Here is a 25,265-nt window from a genome sequence, read left to right on the forward strand (position 1 = left end):
GGCGGGGCACAAACTATTTTATTTCAATAAGTTGGAATGGGGATGCCCCCGGTTCGCACACCCGCGCGCGAACGCACCCGTCCCGGCACCCGACGCCCGGACAGAAGGCATGACCCCACAGGGGGAATGGCAGCATTGTATGAAAAAAGGGGCAGGGAATGGTGAGCCGGGTGGGGTTCGAACCCACGACCATTCGATTAAAAGTCGAATGCTCTACCGACTGAGCTACCGGCTCACATCACCTGTATGAAGGGGTCAGCAACAGGGAAAAACCCGTGATGTGACGCCTTGGGCAGGTCTCTAAACATCCCCGGCGGGGGTGTCAACCTGTGCATGGCCCGATCAGGCCAGCAAAACACGCCGTCGTGCCGACTGCCTGCCTTTGTAAAGGCAGGCAGCCGGTTGCAGGCCGTTGATTGACCGGGCAGGCCGCCGAAGGGGCGTCTGTCCGGTCATGAGGGCCGATCAGGCTTCGGCGTCGGCCGGGCGCATCTTGATGATGCGGTCGGGTTCCTGAACCATGCCGCTCTGGCCCGCGCCGCGCTTGATCTGGTCGATGTGGTCCATGCCTTCGATCACCTGGCCCACGATGGTGTACTGGCCATCAAGGTGCGGGGAAGGTTCGAACATGATGAAGAACTGGCTGTTCGCGCTGTCGGGGTTCATGGTGCGCGCCATGCCGACCGTGCCGCGTTCGAACTTGGCCTTGTTGGTGAATTCGGCCTTCAGGTCCGGCAGCTTGCTGCCCGACGTGCCGGTGCCCGTCGGATCACCGCCCTGCGCCATGAAGCCGTGGATCACGCGGTGGAAGGGGGTATTGTCGTAAAACCCTTCCGCCGCCAGCGTGCGGATACGCTCGGCCGCGAGCGGGGCAATATCGGGACGCAGGCGGATCACCACCCGTCCTGTCTTGAGATCCATGTTGATCAGGTCGGACTTGTTTTCGGTAGCAGACATTGTGATCCGTTTCGTAAAGTAAAGGGTGGGAAGAACGGGACCGATCCATGCGGCCCCGGTCCATCAGCCACGCAGGCGGCTCAGGATGTGCCTGCGGGTAAAGGGGGGGACAAAACCGGAAATGTCCCCATCCAGCCGGGCGATTTCCTTGACCAGCCGGGAGGAGATGTACTGGTGCCCCTCCCGCGCCATCAGGAACAGCGCATCAATGTCCGGTGCCATATGCTGGTTCATACCAAACATCTGGTTCTCGTATTCAAAATCTGCAACCGCCCGCAGCCCGCGAATGATTGCATGCGCCCCATGCGTACGGGCCGCATGTACCACCAGCCCGGTAAAGCCGACCACGGTAATGGGAATGGCGCGCCCGGCATTCAGCGGTTCAATATCGGTGCGCAGACATACAAGCCGTTCTTCCAGCGGGAGGAGAGGGTGCTTGTCGCGGTTCTCCGCAACCCCGATCACCAGCCGGTCCACCAGCCCCGCCGCACGTTCGATAATATCCATGTGGCCACTGGTCACGGGATCGAACGTGCCGGGGTAGAACCCCGTGCGCAGGGTTGTGGCCTCAGTCATCATGGCCTGCGTCGCTGCCATGCGTGGCGTCGGTTGCGGTGGCGTCGCCGTCCTCCGCATCCTCGCCTTCATCCCCGTCATCCATGACCGGGAAGACACTGGTGACTTCTTCCGTATCGTTCAGGCGGAACAGGGTCACGCCACTGGCCTGTCGCGACATGATGCGCACCTGATTGATGGGCAGGCGGATCAGGCGGCCCGCATCGGTCACCAGCATGATGTCCGTGTCCGCCAGCACTGGCAGCGTCGCCACGACGGCGTTGCCGCGCTTGTTGGCGGAGAAGGTCATGTTGTTGATGCCCTGCCCCCCACGCCCGCTGACACGGTAGTCATAGGCCGAGGACCGGCGGCCATAACCCGCGTTGCTGACGATCAGCAGCACTTCCTCAGCCGCTTCAAGCTCGGCAAAGCGTTCGGGGGTCAGTGGCAGGTCGTCGGTCGGGGTGTCGCCATCATCGGCTGCCGTGATTTCCTCCGCGTCCTCGCCGTCCTGCGCGGCTTCGGCGCGGCGGCGGGCATTGGCCATGCGCAGGTAGGCGGCGCGTTCTTCCACCGTGGCCTCGACATGGTTGAGCACGCACAGGCTGTTCACGCTGTCGCCTTCGGCCAGCCTGATGCCCCGCACGCCCGAACTGCCGCGACCGGCAAAGACGCGCAGCGTGTCATCGGTAATCTGGAAGCGGATGCAGCGCGCGTTGCGGGTGCCAAGGAACACGTCCTGTCCCTCGCGGCATGTAGCGACGCCGATCAGGCGGTCATCCTCATCCAGCTTCATGGCGATCAGGCCCGACGAGCGGATGTTGCGGAAATCGCTCAGCCGGTTGCGGCGTACGCTGCCCGATGCCGTGGCGAAGACAAGATGCAGGTTTTCCCACAGATCCTCGTCCTGCGGCAGCGGCAGGACGGCGGTGATCGTGTCGCTGCCAAGGTCGGGCAGCAGGTTGACCAGCGCGCGCCCCTTGGCGGTGGGGCTGGCTTCGGGCAGACGCCAGACCTTTTCGCGGTACGCCTTGCCGCCGGAGGAGAAGAACAGCACCCACTGGTGCGTATGCGCGTTGAACGACCGCACGATGATGTCGTCACCCCGCCGTCCCGCGGCCGTCCGGCCACGGCCGCCACGGTTCTGCGCGCGGAATACGTCCAGCGGCGTGCGCTTGATGAAGCCTTCGCGCGTGATGGTGACCACCATCTGTCCCGGCTCGATCAGGCTTTCATCGGTCTGGTCGCCGGCGTAATCGGCAATGTCGGTGGCGCGCGGGGTGGCCAGTTCGGCGCGGATGGTGGTCAGTTCATTGCGCATGACCTCCATGCGGCGCGGGCGGCTGGCGATGATGTCCAGCAGGTCGTTGATCCTGACCGCCACTTCGGACAGTTCCTGCTGGATCTTGTCGCGTTCCAGCCCGGTCAGGCGCTGCAGGCGCAGTTCAAGGATGCCGCGCGCCTGCGCTTCCGTCAGGTGGACCCTGCCATCAATGATGACATTGCCCTCGTCATGGATCAGTTCCAGCAGCGGGGCGACATCGGCCGCGTCCCATGCGCGCGCCATGAGTGCCGCGCGCGCGGCCGCCGTGTCGGGGGCGGCGCGGATCAGCGCGATCACCGCATCGATATTGGCCACGGCAATCACAAGGCCGACCAGCAGGTGGCCCCGGTCACGCGCCTTGTTCAGGTCAAAGCGTGCGCGGCGCAGGATCACGTCCTCGCGGAAGCGGATGAACGCTTCCAGCACGTCCTTCAGCCCCATCAGGCGCGGCTGGCCACCATCAAGGGCCAGCATGTTCACGCCGAACGAGGTCTGGAGCTGCGTGAAGCGGTAGAGCTGGTTCAGCACCACCTCCGGCGTCGCCTCGCGCTTGATCTCGATGACGATGCGCATGCCCGAACGGTCGCTTTCGTCACGGATGTCGGAAATGCCCTCGACCTGCTTGGTGCGCACCAGGTCGGCAATGCGTTCCTGCAGCGTGGCCTTGTTCACCTGATAGGGGATTTCGGTCACGATGATGGCGCGGCGGTCCTTGCGGATTTCCTCGATCCCGGCCCTGGCACGGATGATGACCGACCCGCGACCCGTCTCGAACGCGCTGCGGATGCCCGCGCGGCCCAGAATGGTGCCGCCAGTGGGGAAATCCGGCCCCGGCACGTAGTCCAGCAGGTCATCCAGCGTCATGTCCGGGCGTTCGATCAGGGCCAGGGTCGCGTCAATGATCTCGCCGGGGTTGTGCGGCGGGATGTTGGTCGCCATGCCCACCGCGATGCCGGACGCGCCATTGACCAGCAGGTTGGGGAAGGCGGCAGGCAGGATCTGGGGTTCCTGCTCGCTTTCGTCATAGTTGGGCTGGAAATCGACGGTATCGCGGTCGATGTCATCCAGCAGGAAGGACGCGGCCTTGGCCAGGCGCGCTTCGGTATATCGCATGGCGGCGGGCGAATCCCCGTCCACCGACCCGAAATTGCCCTGCCCGTCGATCAGTTTCACCCGCATCGACCACGACTGCGCCATGCGCACCATGGCGTCATAGATGGAGGAGTCGCCATGCGGGTGGTATTTACCCATCACGTCACCGACCGCGCGGGCCGATTTGCGATAGGGCTTGTCGTGGGTGAACCCGCTTTCGCGCATGGAATACAGGATGCGGCGATGCACCGGCTTCAGCCCGTCGCGCACGTCCGGCAGGGCGCGGCTGACAATGACGGACATCGCGTATGCCAGGTAGGAGGAGCGCATTTCCTCCTCGATCGTGACCGGCAGCATGTCGGACGGGGGCAGGGGATCGTCGGGTATCTCGGTCAAGGCAGTTCCGTCATGTCAGGGTTATCCACCCCCGTGGCCGTGCAGGCACGCGGGTGGAACGGAAGGCAGGCATGGCGCAGGTCGCGGCCATCATGTCCCTGCGTGATATATAGCATGGACCATCCCCCGCAGCGAAGCGCCACGCGGGGGACGGGACAGCGCTAGAACGGGATTTCGTCATCCAGGTCGCTGCCGCCGGCGGGCGCATCCCAGCCGCCGCCGCTGCCACCGCCGCCCGTGGCGGGGCGTTCGGTGCGCTGGGGCTGCTGGCGCGCGGGCGCGCTGTAGCCGCCACCGCCATAACCACCGCCCATGTCGTCGCCACCACCGGCGTCACCGCCACGGTTGCTGTCCAGCAGCACGAGGTCGCCACGGAAGCGGTCCACCACCACTTCGGTCGTGTACCGGTCCTGGCCGCTCTGGTCCGTCCATTTGCGGGTCTGCAGCGAACCTTCCAGATAGACCTTGCGGCCCTTGCGCAGGAAACGTTCGGCCACGTCGCCAATGCGTTCGTTGAAGATGACGACACGGTGCCATTCCGTGCGTTCGCGCCGTTCGCCCGACGCGCGGTCATTCCATGTATCGCTTGTGGCCAATGTCAGCGAGACGATCTTCGCCCCGCTCTGGCTGGTGCGGACTTCGGGGTCCTTGCCCAGATTGCCCACCAGAATGACCTTGTTGACGCTGCCCGCCATATGCTGTCCTGCTGCAGTTCGAGTATGGGACCGGCAGAGGCTGAACCGCCACCGGCTGCGGCCACACATCGCCGTAAGGCGACAGTGGCGCAATAGATGCGGCGATCTTACCGGATGGCCGCGCAAAATGCGAGTGTGCGCACGATGTCGCCATCAACTCCGGGGCAGGTCGCCAGATGGGGCGGATGCGCGCCGCGTTGTCCGGGTCGCCATGGTGTGGCCCTTGTCGGAATGGACCGTCAGGACCAGATATGGTGTGGCCCGAAATGGCGGCCGGTATCCGCTTTCCCGCACGGGAACGGAACAGGGAGAGTTCATGAGCGTTTCTTCGCGTCCGGAACAGGTTCCGGCGGCACAGCATGTCAGCCCGCAATCCATCCGTGTGCGCGGGGCACGGGCACATAACCTGAAAAATGTCGATATCGACATACCGCGCGACGCGCTGACGGTCATGACCGGCCTGTCGGGGTCGGGCAAGTCGTCGCTGGCGTTTGACACCATCTATGCCGAAGGGCAGCGGCGGTATGTGGAAAGCCTGTCGGCCTATGCGCGGCAGTTCCTGGAACTGATGGGAAAGCCCGACGTCGATTCGATCGAGGGGCTGTCGCCTGCGATTTCCATCGAACAGAAGACGACATCGAAGAATCCCCGCTCCACCGTCGGCACCGTGACCGAGGTGCATGATTACATGCGCCTGCTGTGGGCGCGCGCGGGCGTGCCGTATTCCCCCGCCACCGGCCTGCCGATCGAGGCGCAGACGATCAGCCAGATGGTCGATCGCGTCATGGCCATGCCCGAGGGCACGCGCCTCATGCTGCTTGCCCCGGTGCTGCGCGACCGCAAGGGGGAATGCAAAAAGGAGCTGGCCGAACTGCAGCGCAAGGGCTTCACCCGCGTGAAGGTGGACGGCACGCTGTATACTATTGACGAGGTGCCCGAACTCAACCGCCGCCTGCGCCATACGGTCGAGGCGGTGGTGGACCGCATCGTGGTCAAGGAAGGCATCGAAAGCCGCCTTGCAGACAGTTTCGAGACAGCGCTCGGCCTGTCCGACGGGCTGGTCTATGCGGAAGAGGTGGTGAAGAACGCCCCGGAAGGCGAGGACGCCCCGCGCACGGTCTTTTCCTCGCGCTTCGCCTGTCCGGTCAGCGGCTTTACGCTGGAAGAGGTGGAACCCCGCCTGTTTTCCTTCAACGCGCCGCAGGGCGCGTGCCCGGCGTGCGATGGCATCGGGCAGGAAACATTTTTCGATCCCCGCCTGATCGTGCCGGACGAATCGCTCTCGCTGGCGGATGGGGCCATCGCCCCGTGGCGCAACAGCCAGAGCCCGTATTACACCCAGACGCTGGCCGCCATCGCGAAGCATTACGGTGTGTCGATGGACACGCCGTGGGAAGACCTGCCCGAAGGCGTGCGCGACGTGATCCTGGAAGGGGGAAAGGACCCGATCGAGTTCACCTACCGCGATGACCGCCGCGCCTACAGCCTGACCAAGCCGTTCGAGGGCGTGGTCAGGAACCTGCGCCGCCGCATGGCGGAAACCGACAGCGTGTGGGTGCGCGAGGAACTGTCGCGCTACCAGTCCGAAAAGCCGTGCCATGTGTGCGATGGCGCGCGCCTGCGGCCTGAAGCGCTGTCGGTGAAGGTGGCGGGGCTGAACATTGCGCAGGCATCCGACATGCCCATCCGCAGGGCGCTGGACTGGTTCGGCACGGTGGAGGCGACGCTTACGCCGCAGCGTGCCGAAATCGCCCATCGCATCCTGCGTGAAATCCTCGACCGCCTGCGTTTCCTTGATGATGTGGGGCTGGATTACCTGACGCTTTCACGTGGGTCGGCCACGCTGTCGGGTGGCGAAAGCCAGCGCATCCGGCTGGCCAGCCAGATCGGGTCGGGGCTGACGGGCGTGCTGTACGTGCTTGACGAACCCTCCATCGGGCTGCACCAGCGCGACAATGAACGCCTGCTGGGCACGCTGGACCGGCTGAAGAAGCTGGGCAACACCCTGATCGTGGTCGAGCATGACGAGGATGCGATCCGCGCGGCCGACTGGCTGATCGACATGGGGCCGGGCGCGGGCGTGAATGGCGGCACGGTCGTGGCCGCGGGCACGCCGCAGGAAGTGGCCGAAAATCCCGACAGCCTGACGGGCGCCTACCTGTCGGGACGTAAATGCATTCCCGTGCCGCAAAAACGCCGGAAGATCGACCCGAAGCGCGAACTGGTGCTGCGTGGGGCGACGGGCAACAACCTGAAGGATGTGACGGCCCGATTCCCGCTGGGCACGTTCACCTGTGTGACCGGGGTATCGGGCGGCGGCAAGTCCACGCTGGTGATCGACACGCTGTACAGGGCCCTGTCACGCAGGCTTATGGGATCGGGCCAGAACCCGGCCCCCTATGCGGCGATTGACGGGCTGGACCAGCTTGACAAGATCATCGACATTGACCAGTCGCCCATCGGTCGCACGCCGCGTTCCAACCCGGCGACCTATACCGACCTGTTCGGCCCCATCCGCGACTGGTTTGCCGAACTGCCTGAAAGCAAGGCGCGGGGGTACAAGCCCGGACGCTTTTCCTTCAACGTCAAGGGCGGCCGGTGCGAGGCGTGTCAGGGCGACGGTGTGCTGAAGATCGAGATGCACTTCCTGCCTGACGTGTTCGTGACCTGCGACACCTGCAAGGGGGCCCGCTACAACCGCGAAACGCTGGACGTGAAGTTCCGGGGCAAGTCGATTGCCGACGTGCTGGCCATGTCGGTGGATGAGGCGCTGCCCTATTTTTCCGCCGTGCCGCGCATCCGCGACCGGCTGGCCATATTGCAGAAGGTGGGGCTGGGCTATGTCGCCCTGGGCCAGCAGGCCACCACCCTGTCGGGGGGCGAGGCGCAGCGCGTGAAGCTGTCCAAGGAACTGGCGCGCCGGGCTACGGGCCGCACGCTTTACATCCTTGATGAGCCCACTACCGGGCTGCACACCGAAGACGTGCGCAAGCTGCTGGAGGTGCTGCACGCGCTGGTGGACCAGGGCAACACCGTCGTGGTGATCGAGCACAACCTGGAGGTCATCAAGACCGCCGACTGGGTGATCGACATGGGGCCGGAAGGCGGTGACGGTGGTGGCCGGATCGTGGCCTGTGGCACGCCTGAACAGGTGGCCGCCAGCCCCGACAGCCATACGGGCCGATTCCTGCGTCCGCTGCTGGAACACAGGCCGCTGGTGCCGGTTCCCGAACCGGCGGAAAAGCCTGCGGGCAAGGGCAGGGCACGCGGCAAAAAAGCCACAGTGGCCAAAGGGCCGGACAGTTCCAAAAACAGTAGGAAACCGGCGAAAGCGAAGCGGAAAGCGGCAAAATAGACGCGACTTTGCGCGGATGGGGCCGAAGGGCATGCAAAAAACTTTTCGCAGGCTGCGAAAAACACTTGCAACACAAGGCCCGCAGGCCCTATCAGCGCCTCTCTTGGCCCAAGGGGGCAATCTTGCCCAACAGGCTGTCTACTGGTTTGGGGGTACGTGATGAACGCACTTGCTCAACTGGGGATGGTCTCGGAACACCCGAGCGATAACCAGATCTCTTCAGCGCCGTTTTCGTCCGAGGACGACCGGAAAGATTACTTCGTCGAAAAAGACGGGATGAAGTTTGCGGGAACGCATCTTCTTGTCGATCTTTGGGACGCCCGGAATCTTGATGATCCCGAGCAGATCGACCGTACCCTGTGCGAAGCCGCAGTAACGGCCGGGGCGACGATCCTGCACAGTCACTTCCACCACTTCACGCCCAATGGCGGCGTGTCGGGTGTGGTCGTGCTGGCGGAAAGCCATATCTCGATCCATACATGGCCCGAGCGGAACTTTGCCGCCGTGGATATTTTCATGTGTGGGGCGTGTGATCCGCATCTTGCGATCCCCGTCATGCAGCGTCTGTTCCAGGCCGGTCGTATCGAGGTGGATGAACAGCGTCGCGGGCGCGTGCAGCTTTAACCGGCTGTGGCCGGGGCGTGCGGGTTCATGCCCCGGGGCATCTTTCACGAAAAAAAACAGAAGTGCCGGGCCGGATTGATTTCCGGCCCGCGCTTTTTCATGTGCATTGATTAGGACGGAAAAGGGGGATCGCAATGTCCCGTGAGTGGATCAGCGAAGGTCTGTACGAAGGCTGGCGGCAGGAACTGCGTGTGGACCGGATGCTGGCGCGCAAGAAAAGCGCGTTTCAGGATATCGCCGTGTTCGAGAACGTCGATCTCGGTCGCGTGCTGATGCTTGATGGCGTGGTCCAGATCACGGAACGCGATGAATTCGTCTATCAGGAAATGCTGACCCATGTGCCCCTGCTGGAGCATGGCGATGCGAAGCGCGTGCTGATCATTGGCGCGGGCGATGGCGGCGTGCTGCGGCGCGTGCTGGAACATGGCACCGTGGAAAAGGCCGTGATGGTCGAAATCGACGGGGATGTGATCGCGCTGTCGAAGGAATTCCTGCCCTCCATCGCGGGGAATGCCTGGAACGACCCGCGTGCCGACGTGATCGTGGGCGACGGGATCGAATACGTGACCAACGCGGCGGATGGGTCGTTCGATGTCATCATCGTGGACAGCACCGACCCGATTGGCGTGGGCGAAGTGCTGTTTACCGATTCGTTCTACAAACACTGCGCGCGCATCCTGACGGCGAACGGCATTATCGTGAACCAGTGCGGCGTGCCGTTCATGCAGGCGGATGAACTGCGTGACACCAGCGCACGGCGTGCGCAGTTCTTTGACCATGTTTCGGCCTATGTCGCCGCCGTTCCGACCTATGTCGGCGGGTTCATGACGCTGGGTGTCGCCGCCAAGGGCCGCGTGCCGGGCCAGCAGCCGGTCGATGTGATCCGCGCGCGCGCGCAGAAGGCGGGTATTGCGGGCACGCGGTACTGGACGCCGGAAATGCACGTCGCGTCCTTTACCCTGCCGCCCTATATCGCGCAGAACCTGCCGCGCTGACCCCGCGACGGGCGGGCCGGAACATAAAGCCCTTTCTGGCACATCCCTGACATGTGCGGGGTGTGCCGGGGCAGGCTTCCGATGTCGTATAAAAAAGGCCGGGGAACATCATGTTCCCCGGCCTTTCTGCTGTCTGCCGTCATCAGGCCGCGGGGGCCACGCGCACGGTCTTGCGCAGGCTGATCAACTGGGCGCCCAGTTCCTTTACCCCTGCATCGAACACCTTGAAGTGAGGCGTGGTGAGGTGGGTCTCGAACGCGGCCTCGTTATCGTACACTTCAACCAGGATGATCGTCTGGGCGTCGTCCAGCGGACTGACGGCCTCGAAGCGCTGGCAGCCGTCTTCATCGGCCACCGAACGTTCGCTGTCATAGGCGCACAATTCCAGAAAACGCGCGCGGTTTTCAGCAGGAATGCGGAATTCGGCCACGATGGTAAGGGGGCGTGAGGGCATGGGAATCAATCCTTGTCTAAGCTGCCGTTCCACAACGGAATGGGTGCCGGACGTGCTTCCGGGCATCCGGTAAGCCAGCATGGTTTTCATGGATTGACTTGGCGCATCCGGTCATGTCAAGTCAGCTTGTCGACACGGGAGAGACTGGCTGCACGCCAGCGCCGAAGGAGCAACCGCCCCGGAAACTCTCAGGCCAAAGGACCGGTCGGCCAAGACTTCTGGAAAGAGGTATCCGCAACCCGGATGCCCGCCGACGGGATAGCGATCTCAGGCACATGCGACAGAAGGGGCACTTGGAATCCAACAGGATTCGACAGGAGTCCCGCATGTCCACGCTGTCCGTTGCCTTTTTGCCCCCGTTTCCCATTCCCCGTTCCGCTGGCGCGTATCGTGCCCTGTCGCCCGCATGCCATGCATGTGGGGCTGCGTGCGTGCATGCGGACCTGAACAAGGCCCAGCCCGCATGACCCCGCCCCTGCTGCGCACGCCGCTTTACAACCTTCATCTTGAACTTGGCGCCCGGATGGTGCCGTTCGCAGGCTATGATATGCCGGTGCAGTATCCCGCCGGGGTCATGGCAGAACATCTGCATACCCGCGCGAAGGCGGGACTGTTCGATGTTTCGCACATGGGGCAGGTGCGTCTGCGTGCCAGATCCGGCCAGCCTGCGGACGCCGCCCATGCGCTGGAGGCGCTGGTGCCCGCCGATATTGCCAGCCTGAAACCCGGACGGCAGCGTTATGCCCTGTTCACCACGGCGGATGGCGGCATAAGCGATGACCTGATGGTCGCCAATATGGGCGACTGGCTGCTGCTGGTGGTCAATGCGGCGTGTAAGGATGCCGATTTCGCGCATGTGCGCGATGCGCTGGCTGCGACCTGTGACGTGGACATGCTGTCCGATCGCGCCCTGATCGCGGTGCAGGGGCCTGCGGCGGAGGCTGCCCTCGCGGCCCTGAACCCCCGGGCCGCCGGCATGCGCTTCATGGATGTGGCGGAACTGGATCTGGCGGGGGTGGCCTGCATCGTCTCACGGTCCGGCTATACCGGTGAGGACGGATTTGAGATCGGCATGGCGGCCAGTGGCGCCGTTACCGTGGCCCGCGCCCTGCTGGCCCACCCCGATGTCGCGCCCGCAGGGCTTGGCGCGCGCGACAGTCTGCGGCTGGAAGCCGGATTATGCCTGTATGGGTCCGATATCGACCTGACCACCACCCCGGTCGAGGCAGCGCTTGAATGGTCCATCCAGAAAAGCCGCAGGCCCGGCGGCGCGCGTGCGGGCGGCTATCCCGGGGCTGCGATCGTGGCGGATCAGCTGGCCAGTGGCGCCACGCGCCGTCGCGTGGGCCTGCGCGCGCATGGCCGCGCGCCGGTGCGTGGCGGGGCCGAACTGTTTGCGGATGAAGCGGGCACGCAACCGGCAGGCCGCGTCACGTCGGGCGCGTTTGGCCCCAGCGTGGGTGGTCCCGTCGCCATGGGGTACGTGGCGGCAGATCATGCAGCGACCGGCACGCCCCTGTTCGCCAGCGTGCGTGGCCGGCTGCTGCCGGTCACGGTAACGGCGATGCCCTTCGTGGCGCCGACCTTCAGACGCTAGGATTTTCCCCGTTTTTCAAACGTATTTCAAAATGATGGAGCACGGATATGACCGTTTATTACACCAAGGAACATGAATGGCTGCGTGTCGAGGGCAATGTCGCGGTTGTCGGCATTACGGCCCATGCGGCGAACGAACTGGGCGAACTGGTCTTTGCCGAAGCCCGCGACCCCGGCACCACGGTGGAGCAGGGTGACAGTGTGGCCGTGGTGGAATCGGTCAAGGCGGCGTCCGACATCTATGCGCCGGTAACGGGGGATGTGCTGGCGTTCAACGACGCGCTGACGGATGACGCCGCCCTGGTCAACCGCGACCCCGAAGGCGAAGGCTGGATCGTGCGCATGACCATTGCGGATGCCTCCCAGCTTGAGGGCCTGATGGACAGGGCCACCTATACCGCGCTGGTTGGCTGATTTTCCTGACCGTCCCTTTCTTTTCGGAGTATGCAGGCCGTGACGTCTTCCCCCCTTGGTTCTTCTTCCCTGTGGCATGATCCGGGTGATGATGCCGGTGCGTTCTGTGCCCGCCATGTCGGGCCGGACGCGCATGACGTGGCGGACATGCTGCGCGTGGTGGGGGCGGACAGCCTCGATACACTCATGGCGCAGACAGTGCCGGGCAATATCCGCCTGTCGGGCGTCATGGGCCTTGGCGCGGGCCTGCCCGAACATGTCGCGCTGGCCCGCCTGCGTGCCATCGCGGCGGAAAACCGGGTTCTGACATCGCTGATCGGGCAGGGATATTACAACACCATCCTGCCCGGCGTGATCCAGCGCAACGTGCTGGAAAACCCGGCCTGGTACACCGCCTATACCCCGTACCAGCCTGAAATCAGCCAGGGACGGCTGGAAGCGCTGCTGAACTTCCAGACACTGGTGATCGAACTGACCGGGCTGGACGTGGCCAATGCCTCGCTGCTGGATGAAGCGACGGCGGCGGCCGAAGCCATGGCCATGGCCCGGCGCGTGGCCAGGACCAGGGCCAATGCCTTCTTTGTCGATGCAGACTGCCACCCGCAGACCATCGCGGTCGTGCGCACCCGCGCCGAACCCATGGGCTGGCAGGTCGTGGTGGGTGACCCCGCCACCGATCTGGACCCGCAGGCGGTATTTGGCGCGCTGTTCCAGTATCCGGGATCATCGGGAGAAATCCGTGACCCGCGCGCATGGATTGAAGGCCTGCATGCGACGGGCGCCATCGCGACCATGGTGGCGGACCCCATGGCGCTCATGCTGCTGGAAAGCCCCGGCGCGCTGGGGGCGGACATTGCGGTCGGGTCCATGCAGCGCTACGGCATGCCCATGGGGGCCGGTGGCCCGCATGCGGCCTATATGGCGACGCGCGATTCCTTCCGCCGCAACATTCCGGGGCGGATCGTGGGCGTGTCCATCGATTCGCGCGGCAATCCCGCCTACCGTCTGGCGCTACAGACGCGTGAGCAGCATATCCGCCGCGAAAAGGCGACATCGAACATCTGCACAGCCCAGGCGCTGCCCGCCATCGTGTCCTCCATGTATGCGCTGTATCATGGCCCGGAGGGGCTGAAGGCCATTGCCACGCGCATCCACCGGCTGACATCGGTCATGGCTGCGGGGCTGCGCGCGCTGGGTGCGACAGTGGAAACGACGGCGTTCTTTGATACGGTTACGGTTGAAACCGGCACGAATACGGATGCCGTCATGGCGCGTGCGCTGGATGCAGGCATGAACCTGCGTCGCGTGGATGCGACGCATGTGGGCATAAGCCTGGATGAAACCACCACGCCGGACACGGTGCGCGCGGTCTGGGCCAGCGTCTGTGGCGATGCGGCAGCGGCGGCACGGGTCGAGGCCGGCCTGACCGATGTCGCAGGCGCCATCCCCACGGGCCTTGCCCGTGCGGGGCAGCCGCTGACCCGGCCCATTTTCTCGGCCTGCCGGTCGGAAACGGACATGCTGCGCTACCTGCGCCGCCTGGCCGACCGTGATCTGGCGCTGGACCGTTCCATGATCCCGCTGGGGTCATGCACGATGAAGCTGAACGCCACGGCGGAAATGCTGCCGATCACATGGCCGGAATTCTGCGACATCCATCCCTTTGCGCCCGCGGATCAGATGCGCGGTTATGCCCGCCTGTTTGCCGACCTTGAACGGATGCTGTGCCAGATCAGCGGCTACAGCGCCGTCTCGCTCCAGCCCAATTCCGGTGCGCAGGGGGAATTCGCGGGGCTTATGGCCATTCGCGGCTACCACCATGCACGCGGCGACGCGGGGCGTGACGTGTGTTTGATCCCGGCATCGGCGCACGGTACCAACCCGGCATCGGCCCAGATGGCGGGCATGCGCATTGTGGTGGTGGCGTGTGACCCGCAGGGGAATGTCGATATCGACGACCTGAAGGCAAGGATCGCGCAGCATGCCGACCATCTGGCCGCGATCATGATTACCTATCCCTCCACCCATGGCGTGTTTGAAGACAACGTGCGCGAGATCTGTGCGCTGGTGCATGCGGCGGGCGGGCAGGTCTATGTCGATGGCGCGAACCTGAACGCGCAGGTAGGACTGGCGCAGCCGGGCGCATATGGCGGAGATGTCAGCCATTTCAACCTGCACAAGACATTCTGCATTCCGCATGGCGGCGGTGGTCCGGGCATGGGACCGATCGGGGTGGGCGCGCATCTTGCCCCCTACCTGCCGGGTGCGCCGCAGAAGGGCGAGGCCAACGCCATTTCGGCCGCGCCCTTCGGGTCCGCCGATGTGCTGCCCATTTCATGGATGTACATGGTCATGATGGGGGATGCGGGGCTGAAACGCGCGACCGAGGTCGCGATCTTGAACTCCAACTACATCGCGGCCCGCCTGTCGGACCATTACCCGGTGCTGTATCGTGGGGCGAACGGGCGGGTGGCGCATGAATGCATCATCGACCTGCGTCCGCTCAAGGATAAGGTCGGCGTGACGGTGGATGATATTGCCAAGCGCCTGATCGACCATGGGTTCCATGCCCCCACCGTCAGTTTTCCTGTGGCGGGCACGTTCATGATCGAACCGACCGAATCCGAAAGCCGGGCCGAACTGGATCGTTTCTGCAATGCGATGATTGCCATCCGCGCGGAAATCACGGCGGTCGAAAATGGTGAACTGACGATCGACGACAGCCCCCTGCGGCATGCCCCGCATACCGTGCGTGACGTGACCGGCCCGGACTGGGACCATGTCTATGATCGTGCGCAGGCCTGCCTGCCCGGCGCGGTGGTGGCCGCCAGCAAATACTGGTCCCCCGTCAACCGGCTGGATAATGCCTATGGCGACCGCAACCTTGTCTGTTCATGTCCCGATATCAGCACCTATGCTGATTAGAAATTTTTAAAAACAGCCAGTTGGCAAGAAGCTGTCTGAAAAGTCAGCTCGTGATGGCGCTTTAAAATTAAAGACAGTTTTTGGTAAAGCTTTTTGCAGGACGCTTCTTTCATTTTCCGGGCATGTCCGGGGGCAGGGTGGCGGTCCCGGTCCCTTTTGGGCTGATGATGTCCCGGTGGTTCGTGTATATATCTGTTTCGATATAATACATTGGGCCATCAGGAGGGGACAGCACGGTGAAATGGGGCAGACGCAGGCTGAACATCGGGACACTGGCGGGCATGGTTGCGGCGGGTGCGTCCGTCCTGTCGCCCGCCATGGCGCGGGACGTGACGGACATGGCCGGCGTGACCCAGTCCGTGCCCGATCACCCGGCGCGGATTGCCGACCTGTGGTTCGCCCATAATGAACTAGTGCTGATGCTGGGCGGTGCAAGGCAGATCGTCATGACCGTGGATCGCCCGCAGGCGCGGCCATGGATGTATAAAGTCTTTCCTTCCCTGTATCAGGCCCGCGCGGTCAACGGCCCGCAGGTCAATGCCGAAACCCTGCTGCAGGACCACGTTGACCTTGTCTTCGTGCCTGATGCCACGGCCGCCATTGCGTCATTCCGGGGGGTAGGGGTGCCAACCCTTGTCGCCTCTTTCCGTGATGTGGATGGCCTGCTGCGGGTGGTGGACATGACAGCAGCCGCCCTGGGTACGGAACAGGCCCATGCAACCGCCACCCATTACCGCACCATGATGCGGCAGACCGTCAATGACGTGCGCGACCGGCTGTCCGGCATAACGGATGCGCAGCGCCCGCGCGTGCTGCATATCCAGTCGCTGCATCCGCTGAAGGTGGATGGGACGGACAGCATCGTTGATGAATGGATCACCCTTGCCGGTGGCCGCAACGCGGCACAGGGCGTAAGCGGGAACATGAAGCCGGTTTCGGTTGAGCAGGTGGCGGCGTGGGACCCGGATGTCATCATCCTCGGCCCGGATTGCGGCACGCTGGACCCGGCGGCCAATGGCGGGATATGGCAGCGCCTGCGCGCGGTGCGCGCGGGTAGGGTGCATAACAATCCGTCGGGTGTTTTCACATGGGACCGCTACGGCAGCGAACTGCCGCTGCAGATCAGCTGGGCTGCGAAAACCCTGCATCCCGACCGGTTTGGCAATGTGGACCTGCCGACCCTGACACGCGAATTCTACCGCACCTATTTTCACTATGACCTGAGTGCGGATGACGCCGGACGTATCCTTGCGGCCCAGCCACCACAGCCGGTAGCGGACAGGGCGCAGTGACCCTGCGCGGTAGCGTGGCCGGATGCCTGTGTGCTGCCGGTCTGGTGGTGCTGTCGGTGCTGTCGGCCTGTTTCGGGCGGTTTGCGCTGCAGCCGGGGCAGGTGCTGCATGCCCTGCTGACGGTGGGGCGCACCGCGCCAGATGGCGACATGGTGCATACCGTCCTGTTCGGTGCGCGCCTGCCCCGGATCGGGGGAGCGATCTGCGTGGGGGCGGCGCTGTCGGTGGCAGGGGCAGCGTATCAGGCGGTGTTCCGTAACCCGCTGGTGTCGCCCGGCCTGCTGGGCGTGCTGGCGGGCGCGGGTACGGGTGCCGCGCTGGGTATTGTATGGGGCATGGGACATGCGGGCGTGGCGGCCCTGTCCTTTCTGGGGGGGCTGGCGGCGGTGGCGTTCGGTGTGGGCGTGGCGCAGATGTTCGATGCCGCATCCATGCTGATGCTGATATTTGGCGGGCTGATCAGTTCGGCACTGTTTACGGCGCTCCTGTCATTGCTGAAATACGTGGCGGACCCGCAGAACCAGTTGCCCGATATCGTATTCTGGCTGCTGGGCAGCCTGACACAGGTGACGCCGCAGGCGCTGGGCGTGCTGGTGGGGCCGGTTGTGGTGGGGATCGTGCTGCTGTCGGCCTGCGGGCGGATGCTCGATGGCCTTGCCATGGGGGATGAGGAGGCACGTACGCTGGGCATTCCGGTCATGGCGCTGCGATACGGGGTGATTGGCGGGGCCACGGTGCTGGCGGCCATGACGGTCGCGGTGGCGGGCATGATCGGCTGGATCGGGCTGGTGGTCCCCCATGTCGCGCGCCTGCTGGTCGGGCCATGCAACATGCGGGTGCTGCCGGTCAGCGCGTGCGTGGGGGGGATGTTCCTGCTGGCATGTGATGACCTGGCGCGCACCCTGTCGGCGGAGGAAATTCCCGTGGGCCTGATTGCCGACCTGCTGGGGGTGCTGGTGTTTGTCGCGGTGCTGCCGCTGCTGCGGCGCGGATGGCGGGCATGAGCGCGGGACAGCCGGTCCTGCGGCTGGAACATGCGGGTTTTCACCGTGGTCAGCGTGCGGTGCTGCATGATGTTTCGCTGGGTATCCGCACGGGCGAGATGACGGCCCTTCTGGGCCCCAATGGTGCGGGCAAGACCACGTTGCTGCGCCTGCTGCTGGGGCTTGCGCGCCCGGATTCAGGGCAGGTCTGGCTGGATGGACAGCCCATGGCGCACTGGTCCCGGCGTGAGGTCGCCCGCCGCATTGCCTACGTGCCGCAGGGCCACATGCCGCTGTTTCCCTATAGCGTGCGCGATATCGTGGGCATGGGGCGACTGGCGGAGGCACCGTTCGCCCCCCGCCTGCGCGAAAGGGACCGCGATGCGGTGGCGCATGCGCTGGCGGAACTGTCCATTACACATCTGGCCTCACGCCCCTATACCGAACTGTCGGGTGGGGAACGCCAGGCCGTGCTGCTGGCGCGCGCGCTGGCGCAGGGCGGGCATATCCTGATCCTGGACGAGCCGGAAACAGGGCTGGATTACGGACAGAAACAGCGGTTGTACGCCCTGTTGCGCCGACTGGCGGAACGGGGGCGCGCCGTTGTCGCCACCACCCACGACCCGGTTCAGGCTGCCCGGATATTCGATCGGGCCATCCTGCTGCGCCATGGACGCGTCATGGAGGACGGTCCCGCAGCCGCCCTGCTGGTCCCGGTCATGCTGGATCGGCTGTATGCCCCACAGGGGCCGTCCGAATAGGGCAGGTCTAGCGGTTGTAGGGGTTCGTATCGACGCGCACGGCCTTGCCGGTGCGGTCATAATACAGGATGGCGTTGCCGCGTTTTTCGGCATAGCCATCGGGTTCCCCCGTGGGTGTCCAGAACAGCAGCCGGTTTACGTCCGGCTGTTCCTTTACCTTATCGCCCGGCGGAATGAAGCGGTACTGGCTGTAATCCATATGCAACCGGGGCAGGGGCGGGCGCTTGGACAGCTGGTGCATGGAAAAATGGCGCTGCGATGCCTCCCCGGGGTCTTCGTTGCCCGCACCGGCATGACCACCGTCAGCCATCGCCACACCCGGCACGACAGGGGCGCATAATACGCCCAGCAGAACTACGTGCCGTAACCTGATTGACATAAGCGCTGGCCTTTCCCTGATCCCCAATCCCGGCCACCATCCTCCTTTTCCATGCCGGACGCAATATCCGCCACCGGAGGGGCGGGATTACTGGAATGGCAGGTAGCGGAAATCGAAGAAGATTTCGCTCAGGCTGGTCGTGGGCGCGCCACCCATGCCGCCCCATGTATGCACGCGCGAATAGGCCAGCTGCGTACCCGCCTGCACCGTGCCGTACTGGCCGTGGATGAAGCGGTACCATGCGCCGATGGTGAATTCCTCCACCGAACGGATGTTGGCGATGCAGTCGGTGGAACCTTCGGTCTCACACCCGGTATTGTTGGCATTGGGATTGCCATAGCCATAGGCCGTGCCATCCGAATCAAAATAGCTGCGGCCCGAACGCTGCATGCCGAAATAGCCATAGACATCCAGCACCTTGTTCGGGTGTGCGATCACGCCTGCGGTTGTCTGCGCGCTGGACAGCAGGGCGGGCGCGCCATTGGCCCGCAGCGTGGCGTCAGGCAGCAGGACCGAGCCGTAGCGGCCAATGCCCCGGCCCGCCAGTCCCGCCAGCCGTACTTCCAGCTTGTGCGGAATGACCGGCAGGATCATTGACCCGCCAGCACCCCATGCGATGGCGGTATGGTTTTCGCCTACGCCGTTGATGACGGAACGGTCATGCGGGAAGTGCAGCAGTCCTTCGATTTCGTAATGGCCCCATGTCGGGTCCCACGCCACCTTGCCGATGACGTCAGGGGCGATTTCGTTGGAATAATTGGTGGTGGAGCTGGTCAGTCCTACACCGTTCGAACCGACCTTGGCATAGTTGCCGCTGCCGGGCAGGCCGTATTCCCCGTTATCTCCCGAAGTGGGGAAATTGGTCGTATCATAGATGGTAGCCGGGTTTTCAATCGAGAAACCTGTCCAGACACGGTGGTGCATGAAATCCTTGACCACGCGCAGCTGCCACTGTCGCGACCATGTCTGGCCCGCGAGGATGGAGGATTCGATCGTTTCCGGCAGGCTTTCCTGTCGTGGCACGATACCCACGCGGTCAGGCGTCAGCATGGTCCAGGCCTGACCGATCAGGAAATGCATGTTGGCGCGCGAATCATCCAGCGTCAGGTACGCCTGCCGCAGCCGGGGCACGTAGGAATTGCTTTCATACGGGTTGGTGGTTTCTGCGCTGGCGCCAAAATCCGTTTCCACGAACCCCGCCACCGTCAGGTGCGGGTTCAGCTGCCCCCGCGCCATGAGCGAGAAGCGCGAATACCGCGCGTCGCCATTGAAGTTGGTGGTGTGGAAATTCGAACTGTTGCGGAAGGGAATGGCGTTCCAGTAATTGAAGATGCCCGATGCAACCTGCCGGTTTTCCACCAGCGCCGCCGCATCAAAGAAACCGCCAAGGATGATGGAGACGGGACCAAGGTGGAACACCTTGCTGCCCAGCGCGCCCGCGGACTGCGCACCTACCGTTTCGCGGTTGTGCGGGCCGACATTGTTGTTGGCCATGTGGGAAATCAGGTCTTCCTCACGGTGCGCCACCACGGATTCATAGGTCGGCTGGTCGCCCAGTTCGGAAACCGGGTCGGAATGGCCGCCGATGCGCGGGTGCGCCATGGGTTCGATCCCCGCCGTCTGGGATGAGGTGGTGCCATGTCCTTCCACCGGGGTCCAGCCGCCGCGTACATGCCCGCCCGACCCCGTAACCGTCAGCGGGTGGCCGCCATGGGCGGCGGTGCCGCCCATCTGGGCGCGATGCTGGACGATCTGCTGGCGCATGGCCTGCAGGCTTTTCTGCAGCGCCATCTGCTGCTGCTGCAGCTGCTCCATCTGGCGCTCCATGATATCCAGCGATTCCGGATCTTCATCCGCCCATGCGGGAAGAGGGGCCAGAACGGAACATACCATCAGCGCCCGCGCAAAACGCGCTGGCCGGGTTATGGAAAAGGACGGAATCCGCATGTATTGTCAGGAGGCCCCAAACTAGCTTTTGAATAATATATGTCAAAACATGTCTAAAAGAAGGGGTAAATGATAATTTCTTTTAATATGTGACAGCGCAGCGGCCCGCGCCGTGCATCCCACCATAATACGCCTGAAGCGGGCGGTGTATTATTTGCCCAATGTTACAAAATGTCAGGACGGCGCGCCGTCATGGCATGCACGGCGTCATGCCAGAACAGGTCTTCAGGCGCCGGGGTGACATTACCGTTGTCCGCCGGGCCGAAACCGGCACGCTGCAGCAGCACCGACAGCATGCGGCGGCGGTCCCCTTCATCATCCAGCGCCTGCCACAGCGCCGTGGCTTTCTGGGGAATGAAGCGGTCCCCGAATGTGATGATGAGCAGGCCGCCGGGCTGCAGCACCCGGGCAATTTCACGAAAGATGGCGACGGGCTGGCGCAGGTAGGGCACCACGTCGCACAGCAGGGCGGCGTCCATGCTTTCATCGGCCAGCGGCAGGTCGGGGGTTTCGTTCATGTCCTTCACCACGCGGTCGGTCAGCCGCGGGTTGCTGTCCAGCGCCTGCGCATTGACCCCGATGCCGATCACGCTGTCGAATTCCATGTCGGGTGGCAGGTGGCTGTCGGGTCCGGCCATGACATCAAGGATATTGCCATCTTCGGGCAGCAGCGTACGGTACAGTGCGGTAATGGCCGTAAGCGCGCCCTGGTCCAGCATGGGCCCTGCAGGCCTGCGGGAATAGAAGAGCGTATCGGACTCAGCCGAGGCCGCCGTGAAGGAATGCGGGTGAAACCCGTGCAGGTCGTTCATGAATGTGCCAGACAGTACGGAAGTAACAACGCCATATGCGGTGGGCGTATTATCATGCGCGCCCCCGTGGGGAACAGGAGAAAAGCAGAATGGCCCGTATGATCCATTCGATGATCCGCGTGCGTGATGAAGCCGCAAGCCTTGCATTCTATGACACGGCCTTTGGCCTGCAAGTGGCCGACCGGCTTGTTTTTGACACCTTCACCCTTATCTACCTGTCCAATGACGAACAGACATTCGAACTGGAACTGACCATCAACCATGACCGTACCACCCCCTATGACCTGGGGGACGGGTATGGCCACCTGGCGGTATCGGTTGCGGATGTGGATGCGGAACATGCCCGGCTGACGGCCGCGGGCCTGTCGCCGCTGGCGATAAGGGACATGTCGTGCGGGGAGCGGTTCGTGGGCCGGTTTTTCTTCATGACCGACCCCGATGGCTACAGGATCGAGGTGCTGCAGCGCGGCAGGCCGGGGCGTTTTCTCTGATCAGGCTTGCAAGGCCGCGCGTGGGGTGCCATCCCGCTCCTTCATATGGGCGGGTTCCCTCTATACAGGACGGATGATGACCGGTTTTCTCAAGATGCACGGGTTGGGCAATGACTTTGTGGTGGTGGATGAACGCGTCCACCGCCATGACCTGACACCTGCCCGGATCGCTGCATTATGTGACCGGCATACCGGCATTGGCTGCGACCAGTTCGTGACCCTGCGCCCTGCCTGCGCGGAGGGGGCGGACGTGTTCGTACGGTTCTTCAACGCCGATGGCACGGAATCGGGTGCATGCGGCAATGCGTCGCGCTGTGTCGCCGACCTGCTGGCGCGGGAGACGGGGCGGGCCAATATCGGCCTGCAGACCCGTGCGGGCGTGCTGCGCGCCAGCGTGGTCAGCCCCGGCATGGTGACGGTGGACATGGGCTGTCCCGCGCAGGGCTGGGCCGATGTGCCGCTGGCGGAAGCAACGGATACGCTGCACCTGCCCATTGCGGGGGATCCGGCGGCGGTATCCATGGGCAACCCGCATGCGACCTTTTTCCTGTCCACGCCAGATGCCATGGACCCATGCGTGGCGGGACCGGATCTGGAACATCATCCGCTGTTTCCCCAGCGCGCCAATATCGGTTTTGCCCATGTCACGGCGCCCGATGCCATGCGCCTGCGCGTGTGGGAACGTGGCAGCGGCCTGACACGCGCCTGCGGGTCGGGGGCGTGCGCCGCCGTGGTCAACGCCGTGCGGCGTGGGCTGGTGGAACGCACCTGCACGGTGGAAATGGATGGTGGCGAACTGACCATTACATGGCGTGAAAGCGACGGCCATGTCCTTATGACCGGCCCTGCGACAACCAGTTTCAGGGGCACATTCAACCCGGAAGACTACCCCCGATGAAGAAGCCGGAAATCCTGACCTTCGGCTGTCGCCTCAATACGTATGAAAGCGAGGTGATGCGCAATCACGCAGCCGGACTGGACAATGTGGTGATCGTGAACACCTGCGCGGTGACGGGCGAGGCCGAACGGCAGGCGCGGCAGGCGGTGCGACGTGCCCACCGCGAACGGCCCGACGCCCGGATCGTGGTCACCGGCTGCGCTGCCCAGATCGACCCCGACCGCTGGGCGGCGCTGCCCGGCGTGACCCGCGTGCTGGGCAACCGTGAAAAGCTGGATGCCGCAAGCTGGAGCGAGATGGCCATGGGGCAGGGCAATGCCGTGTCCGACATCATGGCCGCGCGCGAGACGGCGCCGCATCTGGTCACTGAATTCGCAGGCCGCACCCGCGCGTTCGTGGAGGTGCAGCAGGGCTGTGACCATCGCTGCACCTTCTGCATCATTCCCTTCGGGCGGGGGCCGTCGCGCTCGGTGCCCGTAGGCGCCGTGGTGGAACAGGTGCGCGCGCTTGTGCAGTCAGGGTATCGCGAAGTGGTGCTGACGGGTGTGGACATTACCTCATGGGGGGATGACCTGCCGGGCAGGCCGGCGCTGGGGCAGCTATGCCGCAGGCTGCTGGCCCTTGTGCCCGGGCTGGAGCGGCTGCGGCTGTCCTCGGTCGATCCGGTGGAGATTGATGAGGACATATGGAAGCTGCTGGAACACGAACCGCGCTTCATGCCCTACCTGCACCTGTCGCTGCAGGCGGGGAGTGACATCATCCTCAAGCGCATGAAGCGCCGGCACCTGACGGCGGATGCGGCCGCGGTGGTGGCGCGGGCGCGGGCGCTGCGGCCCGATATCGGCATCGGGGCGGACATCATCGCCGGTTTCCCGACCGAGGATGAGGACCTGTTTGAACAGACGCTCGATTTCGTGCGCATGCACGCCCTGCCTTACCTGCATGTGTTTCCCTATAGTGAGCGCCCGGGCACGCCTGCGGCCCGCATGCCCGCCATTGCCGTGCCCGGGCGGAAAGAACGCGCGGCCCGGCTGCGGGCGGCAGGCGCGCAGGCGGCGCGTGATTTCCACGAACGGCTTATGGGCCGCACGCTACGGGTGCTGATGGAAACGGACACCTCGGGACATAGCGAGGAATTTGCCCCGGTAAGGCTGGTGGATGGCGGGATGTCCGTGGCCGGGCGCATCGAAACGGTGCGGCCGGTGGCGGTTGACGATAACGGACTGGTTGCGGAAATTCTCTGATATGGCACTTGGTTTCTTCTCACGTCTCAAGGCGGGGCTGTCGCGCTCCACACAGAAGCTCAGCGGCGGGCTGAGCGCCGTCTTCACCCGGCGCAAGCTGGATGATCAGGCGCTGGAGGATCTGGAAGACCTGCTGATCTCCGCCGATCTTGGCCCGAGTGTGGCGGAAAAGGTGATCGAGTCCTTCCGCCGGTCCAAATTCGGCAAGGAAGTGACGGATGAGGAGGTGCGTCAGGCGCTGGCGGAAGAAATCGCCACCATCCTCCAGCCGGTCGCCATTCCGTTTGAACCCGACCCGAAGCACAGACCGCACGTGGTGCTGGTCGTTGGCGTCAACGGCACCGGCAAGACCACCACCATTGGCAAGATGGCCCGGTTTTATGGCGAGCAGGGCAAGAAGGTGATGATGGTGGCGGGCGATACCTTTCGCGCCGCTGCCGTCGAACAGTTGCAGGTATGGGGCGAACGCGTGGGCGCGCCCGTCATTTCTGGCAAGCCCAATGCCGATGCGGCGGGTCTGGCGTTCGAAGCGCTCAAGCGCGCTACGGCGGAACAGGCCGACCTGCTGCTGGTCGATACTGCGGGCCGCCTGCATAACAAGAGCGCGCTGATGGAGGAACTGGCCAAGATTATCCGCGTCATGCGCAAGTTTGACGAAACCGCGCCCCATTCCGTGCTGCTGGTGCTGGACGCCACCACCGGTCAGAACGCGGTGGAGCAGGTGCGCGTGTTCAAGGAACTGGTCAACGTGACCGGTCTGGTCGTGACCAAGCTGGATGGGTCGGCGCGCGGCGGGATCGTGGTGGCGCTGGCTGATGCCTTCGGCCTGCCGGTGCATCTGGTGGGCGTGGGGGAACAGGCCGATGACCTGCGTCCCTTCTCCGCCGAGGCATTTGCCAAAGGGCTGGTCGGGGACTCGATCAAGGTCATTGAACGTGACGATGCGCCCGCCGAAGGGCAGGCGGAAGATGCCGAAGCGCCCCCGCCCGAAGCGGAACACCCGCACCAGCAGGGCTGATCCCGCACGACCGTTCAGGCATAAAAAAGGGGCCACCCTACGGACTGGCCCCTTTTTC

21 protein-coding genes, 1 tRNA gene, 1 pseudogene and 1 riboswitch are annotated in these 25,265 nt (G+C 64.1%); of the genes and pseudogenes, 14 read left to right on the forward strand and 9 right to left on the reverse strand.

Features of this window, described 5'->3' with window-relative positions:
• Positions 1 to 159: 159 nt before the first annotated feature.
• The 5 genes from B7449_RS03665 to ssb all read right to left on the reverse strand — a co-directional run bounded on the left by B7449_RS03665 (position 160) and on the right by ssb (position 5,019).
• A tRNA-Lys gene (locus tag B7449_RS03665) sits at positions 160 to 235 on the reverse strand.
• A 230-nt stretch (positions 236 to 465) separates the two neighbouring features.
• Positions 466 to 957: a peptidylprolyl isomerase gene (locus B7449_RS03670; protein ID WP_010513973.1), complete on the reverse strand. Its 492-nt coding sequence runs from the start codon at positions 955 to 957 to the stop codon at positions 466 to 468.
• A gap of 63 nt (positions 958 to 1,020) precedes the next feature.
• On the reverse strand, positions 1,021 to 1,533 hold the full coding sequence (gene coaD, locus B7449_RS03675) for a pantetheine-phosphate adenylyltransferase (RefSeq protein ID WP_029329394.1): 513 nt from the start codon (positions 1,531 to 1,533) through the stop codon (positions 1,021 to 1,023).
• Positions 1,526 to 4,324, reverse strand: a complete 2,799-nt coding sequence (gyrA, locus tag B7449_RS03680; protein WP_039735461.1) for a DNA gyrase subunit A — start codon at positions 4,322 to 4,324, stop codon at positions 1,526 to 1,528. Before gyrA ends, coaD begins: the two co-directional genes overlap by 8 nt.
• Positions 4,325 to 4,485: 161 nt before the next feature.
• Complete coding sequence (ssb, locus tag B7449_RS03685; protein WP_039735462.1) at positions 4,486 to 5,019, reverse strand: single-stranded DNA-binding protein; 534 nt, start codon at positions 5,017 to 5,019, stop codon at positions 4,486 to 4,488.
• Positions 5,020 to 5,335: 316 nt separating this feature from the next.
• On the opposite strand from ssb, the gene uvrA reads away from it, so the two are divergent.
• From uvrA to speE, 3 genes are all read left to right on the forward strand, one after another.
• On the forward strand, positions 5,336 to 8,374 hold the full coding sequence (gene uvrA, locus B7449_RS03690) for an excinuclease ABC subunit UvrA (protein ID WP_039735463.1): 3,039 nt from the start codon (positions 5,336 to 5,338) through the stop codon (positions 8,372 to 8,374).
• A 159-nt stretch (positions 8,375 to 8,533) separates the two neighbouring features.
• The gene (speD, locus tag B7449_RS03695; protein ID WP_025437442.1) at positions 8,534 to 8,998 is read left to right on the forward strand and encodes an adenosylmethionine decarboxylase; all 465 of its coding nucleotides are present in this window, start codon (positions 8,534 to 8,536) and stop codon (positions 8,996 to 8,998) included.
• Positions 8,999 to 9,132: 134 nt separating this feature from the next.
• Entirely contained in the window at positions 9,133 to 9,993 is an 861-nt protein-coding gene (gene speE / locus B7449_RS03700; RefSeq protein ID WP_039735464.1) for a polyamine aminopropyltransferase, read from the forward strand.
• A 142-nt stretch (positions 9,994 to 10,135) separates the two neighbouring features.
• Here the strand turns inward: speE and B7449_RS03705 are convergent, their stop codons facing one another.
• The gene (locus B7449_RS03705) at positions 10,136 to 10,447 is read right to left on the reverse strand and encodes a putative quinol monooxygenase (RefSeq protein ID WP_039735578.1); all 312 of its coding nucleotides are present in this window, start codon (positions 10,445 to 10,447) and stop codon (positions 10,136 to 10,138) included.
• Positions 10,448 to 10,572: 125 nt separating this feature from the next.
• A riboswitch (glycine riboswitch) is annotated at positions 10,573 to 10,660 on the forward strand.
• Between the two features lie 113 nt (positions 10,661 to 10,773).
• Between B7449_RS03705 and B7449_RS21220 the strand changes: the two genes are divergently transcribed.
• The 7 genes and pseudogenes from B7449_RS21220 to B7449_RS03735 all read left to right on the forward strand — a co-directional run.
• Positions 10,774 to 10,914 (forward strand): hypothetical protein, encoded by a 141-nt coding sequence (locus tag B7449_RS21220; protein ID WP_167335735.1) that lies wholly within the window; start codon positions 10,774 to 10,776, stop codon positions 10,912 to 10,914.
• Positions 10,911 to 12,044, forward strand: coding sequence for a glycine cleavage system aminomethyltransferase GcvT (gene gcvT, locus B7449_RS03710; RefSeq protein ID WP_039735465.1), 1,134 nt, complete (start codon positions 10,911 to 10,913; stop codon positions 12,042 to 12,044). Before B7449_RS21220 ends, gcvT begins: the two co-directional genes overlap by 4 nt.
• Before the next feature lie 47 nt (positions 12,045 to 12,091).
• Positions 12,092 to 12,457, forward strand: a complete 366-nt coding sequence (gene gcvH / locus B7449_RS03715) for a glycine cleavage system protein GcvH (protein WP_039735466.1) — start codon at positions 12,092 to 12,094, stop codon at positions 12,455 to 12,457.
• 30 nt (positions 12,458 to 12,487) lie between these two features.
• Positions 12,488 to 15,382 carry an aminomethyl-transferring glycine dehydrogenase gene (gcvP, locus tag B7449_RS03720; protein ID WP_039735467.1) on the forward strand — a complete coding sequence of 965 codons (2,895 nt, stop codon included), beginning with the start codon at positions 12,488 to 12,490 and terminating at the stop codon, positions 15,380 to 15,382.
• A gap of 281 nt (positions 15,383 to 15,663) precedes the next feature.
• On the forward strand, positions 15,664 to 16,674 hold the full coding sequence (locus B7449_RS03725) for an ABC transporter substrate-binding protein (RefSeq protein WP_307149768.1): 1,011 nt from the start codon (positions 15,664 to 15,666) through the stop codon (positions 16,672 to 16,674).
• A gap of 2 nt (positions 16,675 to 16,676) precedes the next feature.
• The gene (locus B7449_RS03730; protein ID WP_373321492.1) at positions 16,677 to 17,678 is read left to right on the forward strand and encodes a FecCD family ABC transporter permease; all 1,002 of its coding nucleotides are present in this window, start codon (positions 16,677 to 16,679) and stop codon (positions 17,676 to 17,678) included.
• A 74-nt stretch (positions 17,679 to 17,752) separates the two neighbouring features.
• A pseudogene (locus B7449_RS03735) lies at positions 17,753 to 18,418 on the forward strand (ABC transporter ATP-binding protein); the annotation flags it as partial.
• Between the two features lie 7 nt (positions 18,419 to 18,425).
• On the opposite strand, the gene B7449_RS03740 reads toward B7449_RS03735, so the two are convergent.
• The 3 genes from B7449_RS03740 to B7449_RS03750 all read right to left on the reverse strand — a co-directional run bounded on the left by B7449_RS03740 (position 18,426) and on the right by B7449_RS03750 (position 21,556).
• Positions 18,426 to 18,728 carry a hypothetical protein gene (locus tag B7449_RS03740; RefSeq protein ID WP_039735469.1) on the reverse strand — a complete coding sequence of 101 codons (303 nt, stop codon included), beginning with the start codon at positions 18,726 to 18,728 and terminating at the stop codon, positions 18,426 to 18,428.
• 156 nt (positions 18,729 to 18,884) lie between these two features.
• Positions 18,885 to 20,744 carry a hypothetical protein gene (locus tag B7449_RS03745; RefSeq protein WP_039735471.1) on the reverse strand — a complete coding sequence of 620 codons (1,860 nt, stop codon included), beginning with the start codon at positions 20,742 to 20,744 and terminating at the stop codon, positions 18,885 to 18,887.
• Between the two features lie 164 nt (positions 20,745 to 20,908).
• Positions 20,909 to 21,556: a class I SAM-dependent methyltransferase gene (locus tag B7449_RS03750; protein WP_039735472.1), complete on the reverse strand. Its 648-nt coding sequence runs from the start codon at positions 21,554 to 21,556 to the stop codon at positions 20,909 to 20,911.
• Positions 21,557 to 21,645: 89 nt separating this feature from the next.
• Between B7449_RS03750 and B7449_RS03755 the strand changes: the two genes are divergently transcribed.
• The 4 genes from B7449_RS03755 (at position 21,646) to ftsY (ending at position 25,207) form a co-directional block, all read left to right on the forward strand.
• On the forward strand, positions 21,646 to 22,047 hold the full coding sequence (locus B7449_RS03755; protein ID WP_039735582.1) for a VOC family protein: 402 nt from the start codon (positions 21,646 to 21,648) through the stop codon (positions 22,045 to 22,047).
• A 73-nt stretch (positions 22,048 to 22,120) separates the two neighbouring features.
• Positions 22,121 to 22,945, forward strand: coding sequence for a diaminopimelate epimerase (dapF, locus tag B7449_RS03760; protein WP_039735474.1), 825 nt, complete (start codon positions 22,121 to 22,123; stop codon positions 22,943 to 22,945).
• A complete protein-coding gene (gene mtaB, locus B7449_RS03765; protein WP_039735475.1) occupies positions 22,942 to 24,189 on the forward strand; it encodes a tRNA (N(6)-L-threonylcarbamoyladenosine(37)-C(2))-methylthiotransferase MtaB in 1,248 nt (415 codons plus the stop codon). Before dapF ends, mtaB begins: the two co-directional genes overlap by 4 nt.
• 1 nt (position 24,190) lies before the next feature.
• Positions 24,191 to 25,207 (forward strand): signal recognition particle-docking protein FtsY, encoded by a 1,017-nt coding sequence (gene ftsY, locus B7449_RS03770; protein ID WP_039735477.1) that lies wholly within the window; start codon positions 24,191 to 24,193, stop codon positions 25,205 to 25,207.
• Positions 25,208 to 25,265 lie beyond the last annotated feature (58 nt).

The sequence above is a fragment of the Komagataeibacter intermedius TF2 genome (assembly GCF_000964425.1).
GTDB classification, from domain to species: domain Bacteria; phylum Pseudomonadota; class Alphaproteobacteria; order Acetobacterales; family Acetobacteraceae; genus Komagataeibacter; species Komagataeibacter intermedius.

Bases quoted from the DNA above. Each gene is read 5' to 3' on its own strand.
- B7449_RS03670 (WP_010513973.1), bottom strand. From the start codon at position 957: ATGTCTGCTACCGAAAACAAGTCCGACCTGATCAACATGGATCTCAAG.
- coaD (WP_029329394.1), bottom strand. From the start codon at position 1,533: ATGACTGAGGCCACAACCCTGCGCACGGGGTTCTACCCCGGCACGTTC.
- ssb (WP_039735462.1), bottom strand. From the start codon at position 5,019: ATGGCGGGCAGCGTCAACAAGGTCATTCTGGTGGGCAATCTGGGCAAG.
- uvrA (WP_039735463.1), top strand. From the start codon at position 5,336: ATGAGCGTTTCTTCGCGTCCGGAACAGGTTCCGGCGGCACAGCATGTC.
- speD (WP_025437442.1), top strand. From the start codon at position 8,534: ATGAACGCACTTGCTCAACTGGGGATGGTCTCGGAACACCCGAGCGAT.
- speE (WP_039735464.1), top strand. From the start codon at position 9,133: ATGTCCCGTGAGTGGATCAGCGAAGGTCTGTACGAAGGCTGGCGGCAG.
- B7449_RS03705 (WP_039735578.1), bottom strand. From the start codon at position 10,447: ATGCCCTCACGCCCCCTTACCATCGTGGCCGAATTCCGCATTCCTGCT.
- B7449_RS21220 (WP_167335735.1), top strand. From the start codon at position 10,774: ATGTCCACGCTGTCCGTTGCCTTTTTGCCCCCGTTTCCCATTCCCCGT.
- gcvT (WP_039735465.1), top strand. From the start codon at position 10,911: ATGACCCCGCCCCTGCTGCGCACGCCGCTTTACAACCTTCATCTTGAA.
- gcvH (WP_039735466.1), top strand. From the start codon at position 12,092: ATGACCGTTTATTACACCAAGGAACATGAATGGCTGCGTGTCGAGGGC.
- gcvP (WP_039735467.1), top strand. From the start codon at position 12,488: ATGCAGGCCGTGACGTCTTCCCCCCTTGGTTCTTCTTCCCTGTGGCAT.
- B7449_RS03725 (WP_307149768.1), top strand. From the start codon at position 15,664: ATGGTTGCGGCGGGTGCGTCCGTCCTGTCGCCCGCCATGGCGCGGGAC.
- B7449_RS03740 (WP_039735469.1), bottom strand. From the start codon at position 18,728: ATGGCTGACGGTGGTCATGCCGGTGCGGGCAACGAAGACCCCGGGGAG.
- B7449_RS03745 (WP_039735471.1), bottom strand. From the start codon at position 20,744: ATGCGGATTCCGTCCTTTTCCATAACCCGGCCAGCGCGTTTTGCGCGG.
- B7449_RS03750 (WP_039735472.1), bottom strand. From the start codon at position 21,556: ATGAACGACCTGCACGGGTTTCACCCGCATTCCTTCACGGCGGCCTCG.
- B7449_RS03755 (WP_039735582.1), top strand. From the start codon at position 21,646: ATGGCCCGTATGATCCATTCGATGATCCGCGTGCGTGATGAAGCCGCA.
- dapF (WP_039735474.1), top strand. From the start codon at position 22,121: ATGATGACCGGTTTTCTCAAGATGCACGGGTTGGGCAATGACTTTGTG.
- mtaB (WP_039735475.1), top strand. From the start codon at position 22,942: ATGAAGAAGCCGGAAATCCTGACCTTCGGCTGTCGCCTCAATACGTAT.
- ftsY (WP_039735477.1), top strand. From the start codon at position 24,191: ATGGCACTTGGTTTCTTCTCACGTCTCAAGGCGGGGCTGTCGCGCTCC.